Origin of the sequence: Streptomyces sp. NA04227 (assembly GCF_013364195.1) — a bacterium.
Classification (GTDB): domain Bacteria; phylum Actinomycetota; class Actinomycetes; order Streptomycetales; family Streptomycetaceae; genus Streptomyces.
In genome coordinates, this window is sequence record NZ_CP054918.1 from 3177871 (window position 1) to 3198812 (window position 20942).

Genomic DNA, 20942 nt, shown 5'->3' on the forward strand with positions numbered 1-20942 from the left:
TCGGCGGCGGTCATGAGGCCGCTCCGAAGGTCAGCGGCAGGTTGTCGATCAGCCGGGTGGTGCCGACGCGGGCCGCGACGGCCAGTACCGCCTCGCCCCGGAAGCCCTCGCCGATCTCCGTGAAGTCGGAGGGGTCGACCAGGGCGAGGTAGTCGAGGGTGAGCGGCGGGGTGCGCCGGGCGGCCTCGTCGAGGACGGCGTGCGCGGCGGCGCGTACCGCCTCCGGGCCGCCGGGCGCCGCGCCCGCGAGCGCGTGCGCGTCGGCCGCGGCGCGCGCCTCCCCGAGCGCCGTGAGCGCCTCGGCGCGTTCGCGTGAGGCGGGCGCGGAGGCGGCGCGCGCACGCAGCGCCTCCTGCGCGGCATGCCGGTCGCGGCCCGCGAACAGCGCACGGGACAACACGAGCGCGGTACGCCGCTCGGCCACGGAGAGATAGCGGTTACGGCTGGACAGCGCGAGGCCGTCCTCCTCGCGCACGGTCTCCACACCCACGATGTCGACGTCGAAGTTGAGGTCGCGCACCATGCGCCGGATCAGCGCGAGCTGCTGGGCGTCCTTCTGCCCGTACAGGGCCAGGTGCGGGCGGGTCAGATGCAGCAGTTTGGCGACGACGGTGAGCATCCCGTCGAAGTGCCCGGGCCGCGAACCGCCCTCCAGGCGCTCCCCCATCGGCCCGGCGGAGATCCGCACCTCGGGCTCGCCGCCCGGGTAGACCACGTCCGCGGAGGGCGCGAAGACGACGTCGGCGCCCGCTTCCCCGGCCAGTTCGACGTCCGCGTCCAGGGTGCGCGGGTAACGGTCGAGGTCCTCGCCCGCCCCGAACTGCAGCGGATTCACGAAGACGGTGACCACCACCTCGCCGTCCGCACCGGCCAGTTCGCGCGCCGTACGGATCAGGGTGGCGTGCCCCTCGTGCAGCGCGCCCATGGTCATCACGACGGCCCGCCGGTCGCCGCGCTCGCGCAGGTCTTCGGCGGTGTGCAGGACCTTCGGGGAGCGGGGGGTGACCGGGGCGGCGGTCGGCACCGCGGCCACATGCGCGGATCCGGGCTGCGAGGGCCGGGCCGACGGGGTGCCGGGGTGGTGGGGCCGCGGGGGGTGCGCGGGGTGCGCGGTCATGGGGTGCCTCCCGGGCCGGGGTCGTCGCTGTCGGGGCTGCTGGGGTGATCGGGGCTGCCGGGGTGATCGGGGTTGTCAGGGCCGTCGGGGCCGGACGTGGGGGTGGGCTTGGTCCCGCTGCCGGGCTGCGGCTGTTCGGCCAGTACGACGAGGAGGTCCTCGGCGAGTTCGGGCTTGAGCAGGCCGTGGGCCAGGGCCCGATCGGCGGTGGCACGGGCCATGGCGAGATAGCTGGGCACGGACTGGGGCGAGTGCGCGCGCAGTTGGGCGATGTGGGCGGCGACCGTGCCCGCGTCGCCGCGTGCCACGGGACCGGTCAGGGCGGCGTCGCCGGAGCGCAGCGCGTTGTCGAGCGCGGCGCCGAGTAGGGGGCCGAGCATCCGGTCGGGGGCGCCCACACCCGCGGTACGCAGCAGGTCCATCGACTCGGCGACCAGGGTGACCAGGTGGTTCGCGCCGAGCGCGAGCGCCGCGTGGTACAGCGGACGGGCTTCTTCGGCGATCCACTCGGGCTCGCCGCCCATCTCGATCACAAGTGCTTCCGCGGCCAGCCGCAGTTCCTCCGGCGCCGTCACCCCGAACGAGCAGCCCGCGAGCCGCTGCACGTCAACCGGCGTCCCGGTGAACGTCATCGCCGGATGCAGCGCGAGCGGCAGCGCACCGGCGCGCAACGCGGGATCGAGGACCCGGGTGCCGTACCGGCCCGAGGTGTGCACGATCAGCTGCCCCGGCCGTACCGCACCGGTCTCGGCGAGACCGCCGACCAGTCCCGGCAGCGCGTCGTCGGGCACGGTGAGCAGGACGAGTTCGGCGCGCGCGAGGACTTCGGCGGGGGTCAGTACCGGCACGTCGGGCAGCATCTCGGCGGCCCTGCGACGGGAGGCGTCGGAGACCCCGGACACCGCGACGGGCCGGTGCCCGGCGAGCTGCAGGGAGGCGGCCAGGGCAGGCCCCACCCGGCCCGCGCCGACCACGCCGACCGTGAGCCTGGCGGGCTTGTCCTGCGGGTCGCCAGGACCCGTGCGATGAGGTGCGTTCACTCGCTGAGGCCTTCCCGTTCCAGTCCGCTCGGGGTACCGGACGATTTCTCGTCATGTTAACGCGATCCTCCGCACCCGAGTCCGGTTGTCCACAGGCTGTGGGGATGTCCACAACCACGTGGTCGCGCGGAGTTATCCACAGCCCCAGCGAAGACTGCTCACCTTCCGCCAAGATCTCCGCATGACAGACGACATGACCATCGACGCGAAGACGACCGGACACGCAGACAACGGACAGGCAGGTAACGGACAGAAGGAGGCGGAGGCGGAGATGGCGCGGGAGAAGGGGAGGGACGAGATGGATGAGAGGAATGAGAGGAATGAGAGCGACGAGCAGCGGGAGGGGAATGAGGAGAGGGAAGGGAATCAGGCGAGGAAGGGGACTCAGGCGGGGACCGTGAGCGGTGGGGCGGCGGGCGGTGAGGACCCCGCCGAGATCAGCGACTCGGATGCCGCGCGGGAGAGGCGGTTCCGCGCGGCTCGGGGTGCCGAGCGCGCGCTGTGGCGGCCTGCTGCGCAGCGCACGGTCCGGGAGCGGCTGGAGGAGTTGGCCGCCCTGGCTAACTGCAACGGTACGGAAGACACTGGCGCGCGGGACACCCCGGACACCCACGACGCCTACGGCCTGGACAGCCAGGTCGACATATACGGCGACGGGATCATCCACCGCCTGGAGAAGCGGGTGGCCACCCTGCTCGGTACGGAAGCCGCGGCCTTCTTTCCGACCGGCACCATGGCTCAACAGGTCGCGCTGCGCTGCTGGGCCTCGCGCACCGGCAGCAACACGGTGGCGCTGCACCCACTGGCCCACCCCGAGATACACGAACGGGACGCACTCAGCGCGCTCAGCGGACTGCGCACCATCCATCCGACCTCGGCACCCCGGCTGCCGAGTGCGGCGGAGATCGAGTCGCTGCAGGAGCCGTTCGGCACGCTGATGCTCGAACTCCCCCTCCGGGAGGCCGGGTTCGTGCTTCCGACCTGGGAGGAGCTGACGGCCACGGTCGAAGCGGCGCGCGAGCGTGACGCGGTGGTCCACCTCGACGGAGCACGACTGTGGGAGTGCACCACCCACTTCGGCCGCCCGCTGGACGAGATCGCCGCCCTGGCCGACACCGTCTACGTCTCCTTCTACAAATCCCTGGAAGGCCTCAGCGGCGCCGCACTCGCGGGCCCGCGCACACTGATCGACGAGGCGGTCACCTGGCGCCACCGGTACGGCGGCCAGCTCTTCCAGCAGTTCCCCGCCGCCGCGTCGGCACTCTCCGGCCTCGACACGGAACTGCCCCGGCTCCCCTCCTACGTGGAGCACGCACGGGTGGTCGCCGCCGCTATGGACACGGCGTTCGGGAACTCGGAGCTCGGCTGGCACCGGGTCCACCCGCGGATACCGCACACCCACCAGTTCCAGTTGTGGCTCCCGTACTCCCCCGAACTCCTCAACGAGGTCTCGGTGACCATGGCCGAGCAGACGGGCACGGCTCTCTTCCGCCACTGGGGGACGACACCGACGGCGCCGCCCGGGGTGGCGTGCACGGAAGTCACCGTCGCGCGAGCGGGGCTGGAGTGGACGGAGGCCGAAGTCGCGGAGGCGGTGGGCGAGTTCGTGCGGAGGGTGCGGGAGGTGGATGGGGAGGGGTAAGCCATGTCCCGCGAGTCTCTTGCTCGTGCAGTGAGGTGAGTACCCGCACTCAGGACACCCTCGGCGCACCGAACCTAGCCTCGGCCGGGTGACCGACGACGCAGCGCAATGGGAACGACTCCGTACACCGCCCATGGCTCCGCCCCTCGACGCCTCGCTGATTGACCGGAGGCCCGACAGCCACTGGTACGTCGTGCCCGGGCTGTTGCTTGTGGCGAGCTTGGGCTGCACCGTATGGGCCGCACTGACCTAGCTGGAGGCGCAGATCGCGGAAGCGACACCCGACAACTTTGCTCCAGGAGAAGGGAGTTCCGTTCCGACAGCGGATCACGGGAACGGCGATCCGCAAGGTGCGGTCGACATGCTGATCGAGGTGGCCGGGGTGCTGGCTGTTCTCGCGATTGCCGGTTTCCTCGCGGTTGCCGTGGTCCGCAGTCGCGTTCGGTAGGCGGGCGCAGGGGCTATCTGCAGGGCACGGCGCCCGGGGATGCGGCTCTTCCTGCCAACGTCGCGCATCGCCTACGGCAGGATTCCCGGTCTACGGGCTGTCCGGGCAGGCAGGGGCTTTCCGGGCAGGCGGCGGCGTTCCGGGCAGGTGGCGGCTTTCCGGGTAGGCGGCGGCTTTCCAGTAACCGGCTTTCCGGGCAATGGAATTGGAATGACCCAGTGGGCCGAAGCCGGAACTCAGCCCGCCCCGCACGCCCGCACCATCCTCGCCTCGTAGGCGAGGACGACGAGGGGGCGGGCCGGGCCAGGGGGGAGGCGAGGGGAGGAGGAGGGGAGGGAGGAGGGGGGAGGGGGAGGGGGAGGGGCGGGCCCCCTGAGCGTCGTAAAGCCAAGAGCACACAGCCGCCTCACAGTCCGCCGTCAGCCTCCCCTCCCCACCACCAACTCCACCACCAACTCCACCACCAGCTCAGTCGAACCTGATGTGCCGCAGCCCCACACCCACCCGCCGCAGCCTCCCTCGGAACGCCCCGTCGGTGCTGGGCGAAAGAGGCAGTCGGCAGGTGGTGGCGATCCGGTCCGCGACCTCGGGAACGGTGAGCGAGTCCGTCCACAGGTGGGTGGTGAACTCGGGTGTCCGGAGCCGTTCGAGGCATGTGTCGAGACGGCGGACCGCGAAACTCTCCCGGCGCAGCGGCGCGTTCTTTCCCGCGAGAACACCGAGCAGATGCCCGAGACCGCGCTCACGTAGTCGACGGAGCACGGTTTCACGGGTGGCGAGAAGGCTGAAGTGCCGTACGTCGTGGCCGAGTTCGCGAAGCCGTCCAACCGTTTCGGCGAAGTAGACCGGTTCCGTGACCGTCATCGGTACGAGCACGGTGCCGGGGTGGTTCCGAGCCGCGAGGTCGAGCATGTCGGAGACGCCCTGCCGCCACACGGGCAGATCCTGGAAGTCACCGCGCAACGCGGGTGGCAGCATGCGGTGCAGGCCGAAGCCCAAGTGCTCCGGATCGCATACGACACTGCCTGGCAGCCTGCGTCGTAATTCGTACGCGGTCTGTGTCTTGCCGCCGCCGAAGGGGCCGTTGATCCATACGATCATGCGGCGACACTAGACAAGCCCATGTAAACGGGGCATCACCACGCGCAGGGCATCCCTGGCAACGGAACTGAATGCCCCCGGGGAACCCGGGGAACCCGGAGAACCCGGAGAACCCGGAGAACTCAGCCCGCCCCGCCCGCCCGCACCAACCCCGTCTCGTACGCGAGGACGACGACCTGGACGCGGTCGCGTAGGCCGAGTTTGGTGAGGATGCGGCCTACGTGGGTCTTGACGGTGGCTTCGGAGAGGACGAGGCGGGCGGCGATCTCGCCGTTGGACAGGCCTTGGGCGATGAGGACCATGACCTCGCGTTCGCGTTCGGTGAGGCGGTTGAGCTCCGGGTGCTGCTGCTGGTTGGCGGTCGGCAGCATGGGGGCGAAGCGGTCGAGGAGGCGGCGGGTGGTGGACGGCGCGACGACGGCGTCGCCGCTGTGCACGGCACGGATGGCGGCGAGCAGTTCGCCCGGGGGGACGTCCTTGAGCATGAAGCCCGAGGCGCCCGCCTTGAGGCCGGAGAAGGCGTACTCGTCGAGGTCGAAGGTGGTGAGGATGAGGACCTTCGGGGGGTGGTCGGCGGCGCAGATGCGGCGGGTGGCCTCGACGCCGTCGAGCTTGGGCATGCGTACGTCCATCAGGACCACGTCGACCGCGGTGGCCCGGAGCACCTCCAGCGCCTCGATGCCGTCGCCCGCCTCCGCGACGACTTCCATGTCCGGCTGGGCGGCGAGCACCATCCGGAAACCGGTGCGCAGCAGTACCTGATCGTCGACGAGCATCACGCGGATCGGCATCGCCATCGGCATCGACATCGGCTTAACGGCCTTTCAACGGTTGGAAGGGAGAGGCGGGTGGGGCGGGGTGGGGGCGGGGGCGGCCCCCAGAGGAAGCAAGGGCCAAGGGCAAACGGGACGAGACCAGCAGCCCCGACTCAGTGCGCAGGCTTGAGCGGCAACAGCGCGCTGATACGGAAGCCACCCCCGGGCCGAGGCCCGGCGTCGAGTGTTCCGCCGACCATACCCACGCGTTCGCGCATGCCGATGAGGCCCTGTCCCTGGCCGTCGATACCGCCGTCGACAGGGAGTTCGCGGGCGGCGCCGCGGCCGTCGTCCTCGACGAGCAGGCCGAGTCCGTCGTCGAAGTAGACGAGCCGGACGCTGGCGCCGGTGTTGGGGCCGCCGTGCTTGCGGGTGTTGGTGAGTGCCTCCTGCACGATGCGGTAGGCGGTGAGTTCGACGCCGCTGGGCAGGGGGCGCGGGGTGCCCTCGACCTTGAAGTCGACGGGGAGTCCGGCACTGCGTACCTGCTCTATGAGTTCGTCGAGTTGTTCCACGTCGGGCTGTGGGACGTACTCGCCGCTCTCCTCCTGTTCGCCGGTGCGCAGCACGCCGAGCAGGCGGCGCATTTCGGCGAGGGCCTGGCGGCCGGTGCCGGAGATGGTCTCCAGCGCCTTCTTGGCCTGGTCGGGGGCGGTGTCGAGGACGTAGTTGGCGCCGTCGGCCTGGACGACCATGACGGAGACGTTGTGGGCGACGACGTCGTGCAGTTCGCGGGCGATGCGGGCCCGTTCGGCGGCGACGGCGACCTTGGCCTGGGCCTCGCGTTCGCGTTCCAGGCGTGCGGCGCGTTCCTCGAGCTGGGCGAGGTAGGCGCGGCGGGTACGGACGGAGTCGCCGAGGACCCAGGCGAGGGCGAAGGGCACGACAAGGAAGATGGTGAACAGGATTCTGCCGAGACCGCTGGTGGCCCCCTCCTCGGGCCAGCGCAGCTGGGCCAGCGGCGCGGCGCACAGGCCGCCGAAGAGGGCCAGCCGGGAGGCCCACTGCTTTCCGTCGGCGGCGACGGTGTAGATGATCACCAGCATGGCGAAGTCGGCGACCATGACATCGGCGTTGAAGATCAGCTGGGCCACGCCCATGACGGCCGCGAGGACGAGCATCTTCTCCGGCTCGCGGCGGCGGAGCGCGATGACGAGGCAGAGCACGGCGGCGATGGGGTACGCGGCGGCCGGCGGGGTGTAGGGATCGCCGGGTTCGGAGGTGCCGGCCACCAGTCCCACCAGGCAGATCCCGAAGAGGACGACGGCCCAGAAGCTGTCGACCCACGTCGGGTGTCTGCGGAGGAAGTCATAGAGGCGCTGCACGTAACCCAGCGTAGGCACGGGAAAGGGGCCCTCGGGTCAACCCGAGGTTCGATCCGGAACGACCCTCCGTACTCCGCAAGGTGGAGGCCCCGTAGACGCCGCGTGCAGATGATGAGCGGGGCTCCGCTTCGGCCCGCGGACCTGGCCTTCTAGCCTGACCTGGTGAGCAAGGCGAACGCGGGACATGGTGACGGCGGGGCGTACGGGGGTCTGCCGGGGGTCGACGGGCCCGCGAACCACGATCAACGGGGCCGGGACCAGCCCTACGGGGACGCCCCCACCGTGCCGGACATCACCCCGAACCCGGAGACGGTGAACCCCGAGCCGGTGAACCCCGAAGCACTGAACCCCGACGCGCTGAACCCCGAGACGGTGACCCCGGGAGCAACAAGCTCCGAAGCAGTGGGCTGGCGTGCCGCGATGCAGGAGGCTCTGTATGGGCCCGGCGGTTTCTATCGCCGTCCGGAGGGTCCGGCGGGGCACTTCCGTACGTCGGTGCACGCTTCGCCGCTGTTCGCGCGGGCCGTGGCGCGGCTGCTGTGCCGGGTGGACGCCGCGCTCGGGCGCCCGGAGGAGCTGGCGTTCGTCGACATGGCGGCGGGCAGGGGCGAACTGGTCACCGCCGTCCTCGCCGCCCTGCCCGAGGAGGTCGCCGCGCGGACGGTCCCGTACGCCGTCGAGCTCGCCGAACGCCCCGAGGGCCTCGATGCCCGCGTCTCGTGGTCGACGGAGCCGCCGCGCGGGGTGCGGGGGCTGCTGTTCGCCAACGAGTGGCTGGACAACGTCCCGCTGGACATCGCCGAGACCGATCCGGCGGGAGTGGTGCGGCGGGTGCTGGTGGCGGCCGACGGTACGGAGTCGCCGGGGCGGCCGGTGGCGGGCGACGAGGCGCGGTGGCTGGAGCGGTGGTGGCCGCTGCCGCCCGAGGAGCCGGGGCTGCGGGCGGAGATCGGGCTGCCGCGCGACCTCGCCTGGGCCGGGGCGGTGACGAGCCTGGACGCCGGGCTCGCGGTGGCCGCGGACTACGCGCACGGCCTGGGCGACCGGCCGCCCTTCGGCACGCTCACGGGTTTCCGCTCCGGCCGCGAGTGCACTCCGGTGCCGGACGGCTCCTGCGACCTGACCGCCCATGTGGCGCTCGACGCCTGCGCCCTGCCCGGCGCCCGTCTGCTCACCCAGCGCACCGCACTGCGCGCCCTGGGCATCGACGGCACGCGCCCCGCGCTCACGCTGGCCACCACGGACCCGGCCGGATACGTACGCGCCCTCGCCGAGGCCTCCGCCGCCGCCGAACTCCTCGCCCCGGCGGGCCTCGGCGACTTCGGCTGGCTCGTCCAGCCGGTCGGCGCGGGCATCGACAGCGAGGCACTGTTCGCCGCACCGGACCGGCCGTAACCAACCGCACCGCACTGGAGCGGACCGAACTGGAGCGGACCCGAACGGACCGGAGCCGAACGGACCGGACCGGAACTCCCGTAGTACCCGTGGCCCTACGAAGCCCCACGGACCGCCCGCGACCCGCCCCTCCCCCGCTACTTGTCGATGTCCCCCACAACGAAGAACAACGAGCCGAGGATCGCGACCATGTCCGCGACAAGGGTGCCGGGGAGCAGTTCGGTCAGGGCCTGGATGTTGTTGTACGAGGCGGAGCGCAGTTTCAGGCGGTACGGGGTCTTCTCGCCCTTGGAGACCAGGTAGTAGCCGTTGATGCCGAGGGGGTTCTCGGTCCAGGCGTAGGTGTGGCCCTCGGGTGCCTTGAGGACCTTGGGCAGGCGCTGGTTGACCGGGCCGGGGGGCAGGTCGTCGAGGCGGTCCAGGCAGGCGGCGGCGAGCTCCAGGGCGTTGTGCGTCTGGTCGAGGAGGCACTCGAAGCGGGCGAGGCAGTCGCCCTCCTGGCGGGTGACCACGCGCAGGGTGTCCTGGAGTTCGCCGTAGGCGAGGTACGGCTCGTCGCGGCGCAGGTCGAAGTCGACGCCGGAGGCGCGGGCGATGGGGCCGCTGACGCCGTAGGCGTGGACGGCCGATGCGGCGAGTACGCCGACGCCGCGGGTACGGCCGCGGAAGATCTCGTTGCCGAGGACCAGGTTGTCGTACACGTCCATGCGGGAGCGCAGATCGGCGACGGCCTGGCGGGCGCGGCCGAGCCAGCCCGCGGGGAGGTCCTCCTTGAGGCCGCCGACACGGTTGAACATGTAGTGCATGCGGCCGCCGGAGACCTCCTCCATCACGGCCTGGAGTTCCTCGCGCTCGTGGAACGCGTAGAAGATCGGCGTGATGCCGCCGAGTTCGAGCGGGTACGAGCCCAGGAACATGAGGTGGTTGAGCACCCGGTTCAGCTCTGCGAGCAGGGTGCGCAGCCAGACCGCGCGTTCGGGGACCTCCATGCCGAGCATGCGCTCGACGGCGAGCACGACGCCGAGTTCGTTGGAGAAGGCGGAGAGCCAGTCGTGCCGGTTGGCCAGCATGACGATCTGGCGGTAGTCGCGCGCCTCGAAGAGTTTCTCGGCGCCGCGGTGCATGTAGCCGACGACCGGCTCGGCCCGCTCGACGGTCTCGCCGTCCAGTACCAGACGCAGGCGCAGCACACCGTGCGTGGACGGGTGCTGGGGCCCGATGTTGAGCACCATGTCCGTGCTCTCGGCCGCACCGCCGACGCCGATCGTGGTCTCAGTCGTGGGGCTCATGTGCACAGTCTCCCCTACGTACCCTGGCGTCATGGAAACGGGGAGTGCGCGGGGCCCGCGGGGGGACGCGGCGGACGCCGTCGCGAACGGGAGCCGGACGCCGGGCGAGGCGGGCCGGGCGGACGAGCCGCATGTGACGGGCGAGGCGGGTGAGCCGCCACATGTGACGGGTGAGGCGGACGGGCCGGATGTGACGGGTGAGGCAGGTGGGACGGGCGGCCCGAGCGGCCCGAGCGGCAAGCCGGACGGATCCCCGCACGAACCGACCGAACCAACCGAGCCAACCGAACCGACCGAACCGACCGACGCGAACGAACCCGACGAACCCAACGAACCCACCAGCTGGACAAGCCTCCCCCGAGGCCTCCTCCGTATGCGCCGCCTGATGCTCGCGCTCTGGCTGGTCCCCGTGACGCTCGTCGCCGCCGTGCTCCCCGGCATCCTCACGGGCGGCCTCTGGCCACCGGGGTCGGCCGGTTCGTACTGGTCCCCGTGGTCGCTCTTCGCGCTGGTCCCGCTGGCGGCGCTGCTGTGGGGGCGGCGGATGCTGTACCGCAACTGGCTGTCCTGGCGGTACGCGGAACGGGCGGACGATCTTCTGATCAGCCGGGGAGTGCTGTTCCGGGAGGAGACGGTGGTGCCGTACGGCCGGATGCAGCTCGTCGAGGTGACCTCGGGCCCCGTCGAACGCCGCTTCGGCCTGGCCGGGGTGCAGCTGCACACCGCGGCGGCCGCGACCGACGCCCGCATCCCGGGGCTCGAACCGGCCGAGGCGGAACGCCTGCGCGACCGGCTCACCGCCCTCGGCGAAGCCCGATCGGCCGGACTGTGAACGAGCCCGCCGAAGCCACGGACAAGACCGTGGGCGAAGCCACGAACAAGACCCTGAGCGAAGCCACGAACAAGACCCTGAGCGAAACCGCGGACAAAAGCGTGGGCGAAACCGCGCACGAAGCCACGAACGAACCGGCGGCGGACCGCACGGCGGATGCGGATGGCGTCGCGGACCGCACGGCGGATGCGGATGGCGTCGCGGACCGCACGGCAGATGGCTCGGACCGCACGGCAGACGGTTCGCACCACGCATCCGACCGCACAACGGACCGCCGCCTGCACCCGACAACCCCGCTCCGCCGCGCCTGGGCGCCGTTCGCGGTGATCGTCGGGTGGGCGGTGCACGATCCCGACCACGCCTTCGAGCGTCTTGGGCAGCTCACCCCGCTCACGCTGCTCGCCGCCTTCGGGGTGCTGCTCCCGGCGGCCGCCCTCTACGGCTTCCTGAGCTGGTGGTACACGCACTACGCGGTGACGCCGAGCGAGCTGCGGATCCGTACCGGACTGCTGTTCCGGCGCACCGCGCACATCCGGCTCGACCGGTTGCAGGCCGTCGACGTCACACAGCCGCTGCTTGCGCGGGTGTTCGGGGTGGCCAAGCTGCGGCTCGACGTGGTGGGCGCGGCGAAGAAGGACGAGCTGGCCTTTCTGTCCGAGCGGGAGGCCCGTGCGCTGCGCGGGGAACTGCTCGCGCGGGCCGCCGGTCTCGCGCCGCACACCGCACACGAGGTGGCCGAGGCCCCGGCCGAGCATCTGCTGCGGGTGCCGCCGCGTTCGCTGGCCGTGGCGCTGCTGCTCACCGGCGGTACCTGGCTCGCGTTGCTCGGCGCCCTGGTCGTGCCCGGCGTGCTGTGGCTGACCACCCACAACCTGTGGACGGTGGTGGTCAGCGCCGTGCCGCTGCTCGGCGGCGCGGGCGCGCGCAGCGTCGGCCGTTTCGCGGCCGAGTACGACTGGACGCTCGCCGACAGCCCGGACGGCCTGCGGATCGACCGGGGGCTGCTCGACCGTTCCCACGAGACGGTGCCGCCGGGCCGGGTGCAGACGGTGGTCCTGGCCGAGCCCGTGCTGTGGCGGCGGCGCGGCTGGGTGCGGGTGGAGCTGAACGTGGCGGGCTCCGCCAACTCCGTACTGGTACCGGTCGCGCCGCGTCCGCTCGCCGAGGCGGTGGTGGCCCGGGTCCTGCCGGGCGTCTCGGTACCCGCCGACTTCGCCCGCCCGCCCGCGCGGGCCGGCTGGGCGCTGCCGCTGTGGTGGCGCGGGCAGGGACTGACGGTCACCGACGGGGTGTTCGCCACCCGCCGGGGTCTCTTCGAGCGGCGGGTCCACCTGGTCCCGCACGCCAAGGTGCAGAGCGTGCGCCGTACCCAGGGACCGTGGCAGCGCAGGCTCGGCCTCGCGGACGTCTCGGTGGACACCGGCGCCAACAAGACCGTCACGGCCCGGCTGCGCCCCGCCGCCGAGGCCTCCCGCCTCCTACGGGAACAGGCGGACCGCTCCCGCACGGGCCGCCGCGACGCCCGCCCCGACCGGTGGATGACGGACCGGACGACCGGTGGATGACGGACCGGACGACCGGTGGATGACGGACCGGGCGACGGTGCGTGACGGTCCGGGCGACCGGTGCCTGAGGAACCGCCGCACCGAAGATCGAAGGCTGACGAACAGCCCGACGTGTGGCCAAGGATGACGAACAGCCCAACCCCTGGCTGACGAAGCCGAGCACTCCCATGAGCGGCCGCAAGCACCCCATGAACGACCGACCGCCCGACCCGTCAACCAGCGACGGATCGGGCGGACGTGTTTCGGGCGGAGGCGGTTCGGGCGGAGAGGGTGACGAGCCGGGTCAGTACACCTGGGCCTGGCCCTGGCCCTGGGCCCCTCCCTCAAGAAGCCGCGGTGCGCAGTGCCTTGACGTCGATGGGCTCGGTGTCGTCGTGGGCGGTGAGGTCGATGACCTGGCCGACGGCGCGGCGGGCGGAGTCGGCGGGGCGGTAGCGGGACTCGGACTCGGCCTTGTGCACGGCCAGTGCCTCGTCGCCGACGACATCGGCGAGGTCGCTGTTCTGCGCGGCTTCGAGTACCGCGGGCGAAGGCGTCGCGCCGGGCGTCTTGGTCCCGAAGAAGTCGAAACCGCCCGTGAGTTCCTTGCGCGGGGCCGGGGCGGGCGGCGCGATCGCCGCGGCCGCGGGCACCGTGAAATGACGGGGAGCTGCGGCGGCCGTGCGCGGTTGCTCGCCGGCCGCCCCGGCGTTCCCCGCCGCCTCGCCCTCCTCCGGGACGCCGCCCTGGCCGGGCACCTTGGGCCGGGTCGTACGCAGCGAACGCTCGGCTCCGAACGCCGAGAAGCCACCGCCACCGGACGAGCCCGTACCCGTACCCGTACCAGCCTCCAGCGCCTTCGGCCCCGAACTCCCCGTACGCGCAGGCCGATTGCCACCGGCCGGTCCGTTCGCCGCGGGTCCATTCGCAGCCCGCCCGCTCGCGGCCGATCCATTCGCCGCCGAACTCGTCAGCGCGGGACGACCGCCTCCAGCGAGGAGGTCCAGGGCCGCGTTGGCCTCGCGGAACAGGGTCGAGCCCGCGGGCGGGGTGACCACGGGAGCCGCGGCGAGGGCCTTCGCGGGGCGGGCGGCCTCCAGGGCGAGCCGACGGCTGCCCTCCAGCGCGCTCGCCCGCTCGGTCTCGGCGTTGGCGTACCGCCGCAGCAGGGCCGCGTGTTCGCCGCGCAGCGCGGCGAGTTCGGCCCGCTTGGCGCGCAGCTTCTGCTCGATACGGGTCCGCACCTCACGCGATTCCTCGAGGTCGGACTCGAGTTCCGCGATCCGTTCCTCGTTGCGCCACTCCTCGCTCTTGAGCGAACGCTCCAGCTCGGCGACGCGCTTGCCCGCGACACGGTCCCAGCGGCGCATCAGCACGGCACCCACCACGGTGGGCACCGCGGCCGCGGCGACGAGGCCACGCAGCAGCATCGGTTCCGCGAAGAGCCAGGCACCACCGGCGCAGATTACGGAGACACCGGCGATCGTCGAGGGTGGCAGCAGCCTGTGCAAGGGGGCTGAATGACGGTGACGTCCACGTGGCATGGCCAGAAACTTACCGCGCGTAGGCGAATCGTGGAGGCCCGCCCGGTAAAAAGCCGGTACCTCACGACGCCGTTTTTCCCTCCCGCCACACCCGCCACGGAGTTCACGGCCGACCGGCCGGTTTCCCGTATCGCACCGGGCGTGCCTTCCCGCCGCGGCCCGCGGGCCGCCGCCCGGCGCGACATTTTCTCGAACTCCCCATGCGATAACCGGAGTTCAGGGCGATCGGAACGGACTGCGGTACGGGATTTCGCGTACGGGACCAGTGGCGGCGCGAGTTGGCACCCGAGCCGAACCTCCGGTCGACCTACCGTCGGGTAGCCCCGCCCGGCGTCCGCCCCCGCGTCCGCGCCCCCGGAAAATCCCACCCGAAAACCCCACACGGAACCCTCACCGGACCTTCTCCGGCTGGCGACGAATCATTGAGGCGGCGAGCAGCGAGACGGGGCGGGGCGGAAAGACAGCCGGGCGAGGGGCCGAGGGACGAGGAGCGGAGGGACGAGGGGCGGATCGGCGGACGGACAAGCGACCCGGGAAGCGCCGTATCAACACCCCACCAAAACCGCCGAGTTCACGCCCGCAGAACCCGCACAGGCACAGGCAACCGGCACCGGCACCGGCACCCACAGTCGCTGCCCGCCCTCCCCGACACCCCCTACGCCTTACTCCTTCACCAGCCCCTTCTCCTTCAGGTACTCCGCAGCCACGTCGGCCTCCTTCTGCCGTTCCGCGTCGACCTTGCGGTTGAGCTCGATGAGGTCCTCGGTGGTCAGGGTGCGGGTGAGGGCGCCGAGGATGTCCTCGATCTCCTTGCTGCCCGCGTCCTTGGCGTTGACCACGGGCAGGATGTTGTCCGCGTTCTGGAGCTTCTTGTCGTCCTGGAGCAGGACCAGGCCGAAGCTTTCCAGGGTGGCGTCCGTGGTGGTGGTCAGGGCCAGTTGGTCGGTGCCGTTCTTGACCGCCTGCTTGGACGCGGTGGTGCCGACGCCCTTCGGGTCGATTCCGTCCACCTCGATGCCGTAGGTCTTCTCCAGACCGGGCGCGCAGAAGGGCCGCTCCTCGCATTCGTCACCGGCGGCGATCTTGACCTTCTCGCCGGACTTCCCGAGATCCGAAAGGGTCTTGAGGTTGTGCTCCTTGGCGAATTCGGCGCTCACCGCGAAGGCGTTCTGGTCCACGGCGTTACCGGCGGGCAGCACCTTCAGACCGCGCGGCGTCGCAAGGCCCTTCAAAGCCTTCACGGTCGCGTCGAGATCGTTGGAGGCGACGGGCTTCGCGTCGGGGCCGTTCTTCTTCAGGTTGAAGAATTCGGCGAGGGTGGCCGCGTATTCGGGGACGACGTCGATCGCGCCCTTCTCCAGCTGCGGGCCGTACACCTCACGGTTCTGCACGGTCTTCACCGAGACCTCGTACCCGGCGTTCTCCAGAACCCCGGCATACAGCTCGGCGAGCACCTTGGCCTCGGTGAACCGGGCCGCGCCCACCACCAGCGAGCCCTTCTCGCCGCCGCCCGAGTCCGAGCCGCCGTCGCTGTCCTCCAGGCTGTCGCCACCGCAGGCGACGAGCCCCGGAGCGAGCGCGCCGAGGACGAGCGCGCCCACCGCGGCCCTGCGCATCCGGCTGCCGCCGCCGCGTACGGATCTGCTGTTCATCGCCATCCCGCCCATTCCTGCCATTCCTGTTCGGCTTTCGCCCCTGTGACACTTCGCTTCCGGCACTGCTGGCACTGCTGGCACTACTGGCACTTCACACCCCTCGGGACCGCCCACGCATCGGGTCGAACACGCGCCCCGCGAGGACCAGTACGGCCTCGACCAGGAGGGCCAGGGAGGCCACCAGGAAGGCGCCCGCGACGACCTGGGGGGTGTTCTGCAGGTTGAACCCGGCGGTGATGATGCGGCCGAGTCCGCCCTCGCCCGCCATCGCGGCGAGCGTGGCGGTGGCCACGACCTGGACGGCGGCGGAGCGGATGCCGGTCATGATCAGGCCGTAGGCCAGCGGGAGTTCGACGCGGGCGAACACCTGCAAACCGCTCATGCCCATGCCGCGCGCCGCCTCCACCACGGACCGGTCGACCTCGCGCATGCCGAGATAGGCGTTGGTCAGCAGCGGCGGTACGGCGAACAGCACCAGGGCGATCAGGGTCGGCAGGTCGGCGTGCTCGCCGAGCGGGGTGAGCGTGAGCAGTACGAGCACCGCGAGGGTGGGCACCGCACGGCCCACGTTGGAGATGTTCACGGCGATCGCGCCGCCCTTGCCGAGGTGGCCGAGGTACAGGGCCAGCGGCAGTGCGATCAGGCAGGCGACGGCGAGCGTCACGCCGCTGAAGTACAGGTGCTCGACGAGCCGGTGCCACACACCCTTCTCGCCTTGCCAGTTGGCGCCTGTGGTGAGCCAGTCCCAGGCCCCCGAAATGGCGTTCATGCCGAATCAGCCACCTTCGCTACCTTCGCTACATTCGCCGCTTCGTCCGCCGTCGCGGCGCCACCCGCTGCCGCGCCACCCGTCGCCGTGGGCCCGCTGCCCCTCGGTCGTGCGCCGAGAACCCGGCCCGCTCGTCCGGTCCGCGAGGCCCTGGTCCACGGAGTGAGCAGCCATTGCAGACCGAGCAGCATCAGGTCGGCGGCGAGGGCGAGCAGGACGCACAGGACGGAGGCGGTGAGTACCTGCGCCTTGAAGGTGGTGTCGAGGCCGTCGAGGATCAGGGTGCCCAGGCCGCCGTAGTCGACGATCGCGCCGACCGTGGTGAGGGCGACGGTGGAGACCGTGGCGATCCGTACGCCCGCCAGCAACGCCGGGAGCGCGAGCGGGAGTTCGACCTCCCACAGCATCCGCACCGGCCCGTAGCCCATGCCGCGCGCGGCCTCCTTGGCCTCCTCGGGGACGGCCTGGAGTCCGGCGAGGATGTTGCGGACCAGGATGGTCAGCGAGTAGAGGACCAGGCCGGTGACCACCAGCGAGGCGGACAGGCCGAACACCGGGAGCAGCAACGAGAACATGGCGAGGGAGGGGACCGTGTAGAGCACGGTCGTCAGGCCGAGGATGGGTCCCGCGAAGATCTTCTTGCGGGCCAGCAGGGCCAGCGGGAAGGCGACCAGGATCCCGATCGCGACGGAGGCGGCGGTGATGCCGATGTGCTGTACGGTCGCGTCGGTCAGTTCCTGGGACCGGGACCGCAGGTACTCGCCGCAGATCCAGTCGTTCGCCACAAGGCAGTTGCGCTCGCTCACCCGCCTCACCTCCCCCGATCAAGACCCCACCATGTTCGGGAGCCTGTGCCAACCCTGTCCGAAGGGCGTATGAAGGGTGCACGCCGCCTCGCCGACCGGCCAGTCGGGCCGTGGGAGCCGTCGGAGCCGATCGCTGGCCGACCCTAACCCCGAGCACCGACAATCGCCGAGAGCCGTCGTACGGGCGCAACACGGCCTTCACATTCCGAGAGCCACAATGGGGACCCATGATCCGGTTCGAGAACGTCACCAAGCGGTACGCGGACGGCACCGTCGCCGTCGACGACCTGTCCTTCGAGGTCGCCGACGGTGAACTGGTGACGCTCGTCGGGCCTTCGGGCTGCGGCAAGACCACCACCATGAAGATGGTGAACCGGCTGATCGAACCGAGCGCCGGGCGCATCCTCCTGGACGGCGAGGACATCGCGGAGACCGACCCGGTCGCGCTGCGCCGCCGTATCGGCTACGTGATCCAGCAGGTCGGCCTGTTCCCGCACAAGACGGTCCTGGACAACACCGCGACCGTCCCGCACCTGCTCGGCGTCTCCCGCGCCAAGGCCCGCGCCCGCGCGGCCGAACTCCTGGACCTGGTGGGCCTTGACCCGACGGTCTTCGGCGCCCGCTACCCCGAGCAGCTCTCCGGCGGTCAGCGCCAACGGGTGGGCGTGGCACGGGCGTTGGCGGCCGATCCGCCGGTGCTGCTGATGGACGAGCCGTTCGGCGCGGTCGACCCGGTGGTGCGCGAGCGCCTCCAGTCGGAGTTCCTGCGGCTCCAGCAGGAGGTCCGCAAGACGGTGCTGTTCGTCACGCACGACATCGAGGAGGCGGTCCGCCTCGGCGACCGCATCGCGGTGTACGGCAACGGCCGTATCGAACAGTTCGACACCCCCTCGACGGTCCTCGGCGCGCCCGCGACCGACTACGTGGCCGACTTCGTGGGCGCCGACCGCGGCCTCAAGCGGCTGTCGGTCACCCCGATCGAGGCGGGCGACCTGGAACAGCCGCCGGTGGTACGCCTGGACGACAAGCTGCCCCGCGAACTCGACGCGCCCTGGGCGGTCGTCCTGGACGCAAAGGACAATCTGCACGGCTGGATCTCCGCCGCCCACGCGGCCCAACGGTCCGGAACGGTACGGGAGTTCGCGCGCCGTATGGACGCCTGGCTGCCGCTCGGCGCCTCCCTCAAGCAGGCCTTCGCCACCATGCTCCAGCACGACGCGGGCTGGATCGCCGTCCTCGACGAACGCGCCGAGAGCCCCAACCGCTTCCTCGGCGTCCTCACCCCGGCCCGCCTGCACGAGGCCCTGCGACGCTCGACGGCCGCGGACGCCCGGGACGTGGGCCGCCACGAGGTCGAGGTCGAGACGGTGAGCGCGGGGTAGCGCGCCCCGCACCCGCGTCGCCCGCTGCCGGGCCGCCCGGCCGGTCGTTGTACGCGCCCGGCCGATCGTTAGCCGCGCTCGGCCGGGCGTTGAGCGCAACCGGCCGGTCGTCATGCGCCCCCGGCCGTTCGCCGTACGCCCCCGGTCGGCCGTAATTCGTGTGCGTCGGCGGCGGAGCCTCCCTACGCTTGCGCGCATGGCATGCCGTATCACCGAACTGATCCTGGACTGCGCCGACCCCGAACGGCTCGCCGCGTTCTGGAGCGAGGTCCTCGGCTACGTCGAACTGGCCCGTGAGGACGACGGAAGCATCGAGATCGGGCCGCCCGGCGTCGGCGCCTACGGCCCGCAGCCCACCCTCGTCCTCAGCCGCAGCAGCGACCCGCGGACCGGGAAGCTGCCGCTGCACATCGACGTCAACGCCACCGACCGCGACCAGGACGCCGAACTGGAGCGGCTGCTCGCCCTCGGCGCCCGGCACGTGGACGTCGGCCAGAGTGGCGAGGAGAGCTGGTACCCCCTGGCCGACCCGGAGGGCAACGAGTTCTGCCTGCTGCGGCGGCGGATCGAGCCGGTCCAGCCATAAGCCGTACACAGGCGCGTACGTACACGGCACGCACGCGGCACGTACGCCGCCCGCGTACGCGCCCATGCGCGCCCCGCACGTACCGCCCCGTACCGTCCCGCCGTCTCAGCGACGCCCCTCGACCTCGATCCGCTCGCTCAGCCACACCATCGCCGCCGGGATCTCCCGCCGCCAGGTGTTGAAGTTGTGGCCGCCCTTGGTGAGGATCACCGACGAAATACGCGTCGGCGGGCGGGACTTGACCAGGTCGATGAATTTCTTGGTGTCCTGGTAGTTGTCCTCGCCGTGCTTGCTGCTGCTGACCAGCAGTGAGGTCCTGGGCGGGGGCGTGTGGCGCAGGAACCAGAACAGGTCCGCGCGCTGTTCGAGCGCCTTGTCGCCCTGGAACAGGTCGCCGGTGGTGCTGTCGATGGGCGCCTTGTAGTGGGGCGAGAGGCCCGCGCCCGCCCGGTACACCTCGGGGTGGTGGGCGGCGAGCTTGAGGGCGCAGTAGCCGCCGGTGGAACTGCCGATGACACCCCAGCCCCGCTTGCCGGTGACCCGGTAGTGCCCGGCGACCGCCTCCGGCAGGTCCTTGGCCAGGAAGGTCTCGGTCTGCGGCCCGCGCGGCACGTCCACGCACTCGGTGTCCCGGGGCGGGGCGAGCGTCGGCCGCAGCATCACCAGGATCATCGGCCGCATCCGCTTCTCGCGGACCTGCTCGTGCGCGGTCTGCGGGTACTTCAGGCCGTTGATCAGGGCCTCGGTGGTGCCCGGGTAGCCGGTGAGGACGGTGACCGCGGGGAAGCGGCGCTCGCGGTGCGCGGACTGGAAGTACTCGGGCGGGAGGTACACGTACGCGGAGCTGGCGATGCGCGACTTGTGCCCGGTGACCTCGACCTTCTCCAGCCTGCCCGCGACCTCCGGGCGGCTGCTGCCCCCGGACACCTTGAGCTCCCGGGTGGAGGAGACCTTCAGACGGCTGACGGCGGTGTCGTGGTCGACGACGACGCCCTGGCCCTTCTCCTGGCCGAACAGGTCGGCCCAGGAGGCGTAGAAGCCAAAGCTCTGGTTGGCGGCGAGCCCGGTGGCGGAGAACAGCGTCAGCTGCGCGGCGAGCAGCAGCGCGATCCGCCCGGTGACCGCACGCCAGTGGCGGCGGGCCAGCCGCGGCCACAGCCACACGGTCGCGGCGAACAGGACGACGGCGAGCACCACCGCGAGCCACAGTACGAAGTTGCTGGTGAGTCCCATGGTGCGTCCGCCGGATGCCTTTCGTTCCCCGTTGCCCGTGCCCTCCGCTTCTGCCGATGGCCCGCTGTGTCCGCTGTGCCCGCTGCGTCCTGCCGTGTCCTGCCGTGTCCTGCCGTGTTCCGCCGGATCCCGCCGTATCCAGAGGGAGTGATCCTCCCCCTCCAACAGACCGTCCCAGAGAACGCAAAGTTGCCGGACCGCGGAGATCGTTTGCGTTGCCGTTCCGGCCCGGGGGCCGGGCGGGGCGGCCCGCGGACAACAAGAGAGGCCTCGCCGGTGAGGAAGCGGCCGGTCCGTGACGAAGGCCCCTCCGATGCGAACGGGCCCCTGCCCGAATGCGACGATGGCCGCTCGGCAGAAGGCGGCGCATATCACAGCGCTCAACCCCGGGCGCCTGTCCGCTGTCCTTCCCTACAACC

Annotated in this window: 16 protein-coding genes and 1 pseudogene; 6 read left to right on the forward strand and 11 right to left on the reverse strand. The window is 71.5% G+C overall.

The window, feature by feature from the left end:
* Positions 1–10: 10 nt before the first annotated feature.
* Together panC and HUT18_RS13520 are read right to left on the reverse strand one after the other, a co-directional pair.
* The gene (gene panC / locus HUT18_RS13515; RefSeq protein ID WP_176100772.1) at positions 11–1117 is read right to left on the reverse strand and encodes a pantoate--beta-alanine ligase; all 1107 of its coding nucleotides are present in this window, start codon (positions 1115–1117) and stop codon (positions 11–13) included.
* Positions 1114–2157 carry a Rossmann-like and DUF2520 domain-containing protein gene (locus HUT18_RS13520; protein ID WP_176100774.1) on the reverse strand — a complete coding sequence of 348 codons (1044 nt, stop codon included), beginning with the start codon at positions 2155–2157 and terminating at the stop codon, positions 1114–1116. Before HUT18_RS13520 ends, panC begins: the two co-directional genes overlap by 4 nt.
* 397 nt (positions 2158–2554) lie before the next feature.
* Here HUT18_RS13520 and HUT18_RS13525 point away from each other — a divergent pair, with 397 nt between their 5' ends.
* Positions 2555–3799: a low specificity L-threonine aldolase gene (locus HUT18_RS13525; RefSeq protein ID WP_368661522.1), complete on the forward strand. Its 1245-nt coding sequence runs from the start codon at positions 2555–2557 to the stop codon at positions 3797–3799.
* Positions 3800–4715: 916 nt separating this feature from the next.
* On the opposite strand, the gene HUT18_RS13530 is transcribed toward HUT18_RS13525, so the two are convergent.
* From HUT18_RS13530 to HUT18_RS13540, 3 genes are all read right to left on the reverse strand, one after another.
* Positions 4716–5348 (reverse strand): ATP-binding protein, encoded by a 633-nt coding sequence (locus tag HUT18_RS13530; RefSeq protein ID WP_176100775.1) that lies wholly within the window; start codon positions 5346–5348, stop codon positions 4716–4718.
* A gap of 122 nt (positions 5349–5470) precedes the next feature.
* Positions 5471–6139, reverse strand: a complete 669-nt coding sequence (locus HUT18_RS13535; protein ID WP_176104498.1) for a response regulator transcription factor — start codon at positions 6137–6139, stop codon at positions 5471–5473.
* Between the two features lie 137 nt (positions 6140–6276).
* A complete protein-coding gene (locus HUT18_RS13540; RefSeq protein WP_176100777.1) occupies positions 6277–7488 on the reverse strand; it encodes a sensor histidine kinase in 1212 nt (403 codons plus the stop codon).
* Positions 7489–7908: 420 nt separating this feature from the next.
* Between HUT18_RS13540 and HUT18_RS13545 the strand changes: the two genes are divergently transcribed.
* Entirely contained in the window at positions 7909–8883 is a 975-nt protein-coding gene (locus HUT18_RS13545) for an SAM-dependent methyltransferase (protein WP_176104499.1), read from the forward strand.
* A gap of 137 nt (positions 8884–9020) precedes the next feature.
* On the opposite strand, the gene HUT18_RS13550 is transcribed toward HUT18_RS13545, so the two are convergent.
* Positions 9021–10172 carry an NADH-quinone oxidoreductase subunit D gene (locus HUT18_RS13550; protein WP_176100779.1) on the reverse strand — a complete coding sequence of 384 codons (1152 nt, stop codon included), beginning with the start codon at positions 10170–10172 and terminating at the stop codon, positions 9021–9023.
* A 343-nt stretch (positions 10173–10515) separates the two neighbouring features.
* Between HUT18_RS13550 and HUT18_RS13555 the strand changes: the two are divergent.
* Together HUT18_RS13555 and HUT18_RS13560 are read left to right on the forward strand one after the other, a co-directional pair.
* Positions 10516–11004: pseudogene (locus HUT18_RS13555) on the forward strand (PH domain-containing protein); the annotation flags it as partial.
* Between the two features lie 278 nt (positions 11005–11282).
* Positions 11283–12569: a PH domain-containing protein gene (locus HUT18_RS13560; protein WP_254879002.1), complete on the forward strand. Its 1287-nt coding sequence runs from the start codon at positions 11283–11285 to the stop codon at positions 12567–12569.
* Positions 12570–12892: 323 nt separating this feature from the next.
* On the opposite strand, the gene HUT18_RS13565 is transcribed toward HUT18_RS13560, so the two are convergent.
* From HUT18_RS13565 to HUT18_RS13580, 4 genes are all read right to left on the reverse strand, one after another.
* The gene (locus tag HUT18_RS13565) at positions 12893–14059 is read right to left on the reverse strand and encodes a hypothetical protein (protein ID WP_254878581.1); all 1167 of its coding nucleotides are present in this window, start codon (positions 14057–14059) and stop codon (positions 12893–12895) included.
* Positions 14060–14754: 695 nt separating this feature from the next.
* Complete coding sequence (locus HUT18_RS13570; protein WP_176100782.1) at positions 14755–15744, reverse strand: ABC transporter substrate-binding protein; 990 nt, start codon at positions 15742–15744, stop codon at positions 14755–14757.
* 94 nt (positions 15745–15838) lie between these two features.
* The gene (locus HUT18_RS13575) at positions 15839–16516 is read right to left on the reverse strand and encodes an ABC transporter permease (RefSeq protein ID WP_176100784.1); all 678 of its coding nucleotides are present in this window, start codon (positions 16514–16516) and stop codon (positions 15839–15841) included.
* Positions 16513–17322 carry an ABC transporter permease gene (locus HUT18_RS13580; protein WP_176100786.1) on the reverse strand — a complete coding sequence of 270 codons (810 nt, stop codon included), beginning with the start codon at positions 17320–17322 and terminating at the stop codon, positions 16513–16515. Before HUT18_RS13580 ends, HUT18_RS13575 begins: the two co-directional genes overlap by 4 nt.
* Before the next feature lie 227 nt (positions 17323–17549).
* Between HUT18_RS13580 and HUT18_RS13585 the strand changes: the two genes are divergently transcribed.
* Positions 17550–18704, forward strand: a complete 1155-nt coding sequence (locus HUT18_RS13585) for an ABC transporter ATP-binding protein (RefSeq protein ID WP_176100788.1) — start codon at positions 17550–17552, stop codon at positions 18702–18704.
* 196 nt (positions 18705–18900) lie between these two features.
* Positions 18901–19290: a VOC family protein gene (locus HUT18_RS13590; protein ID WP_176100790.1), complete on the forward strand. Its 390-nt coding sequence runs from the start codon at positions 18901–18903 to the stop codon at positions 19288–19290.
* Between the two features lie 105 nt (positions 19291–19395).
* On the opposite strand, the gene HUT18_RS13595 is transcribed toward HUT18_RS13590, so the two are convergent.
* On the reverse strand, positions 19396–20523 hold the full coding sequence (locus tag HUT18_RS13595; protein WP_176100792.1) for an esterase family protein: 1128 nt from the start codon (positions 20521–20523) through the stop codon (positions 19396–19398).
* Positions 20524–20942: the final 419 nt, after the last annotated feature.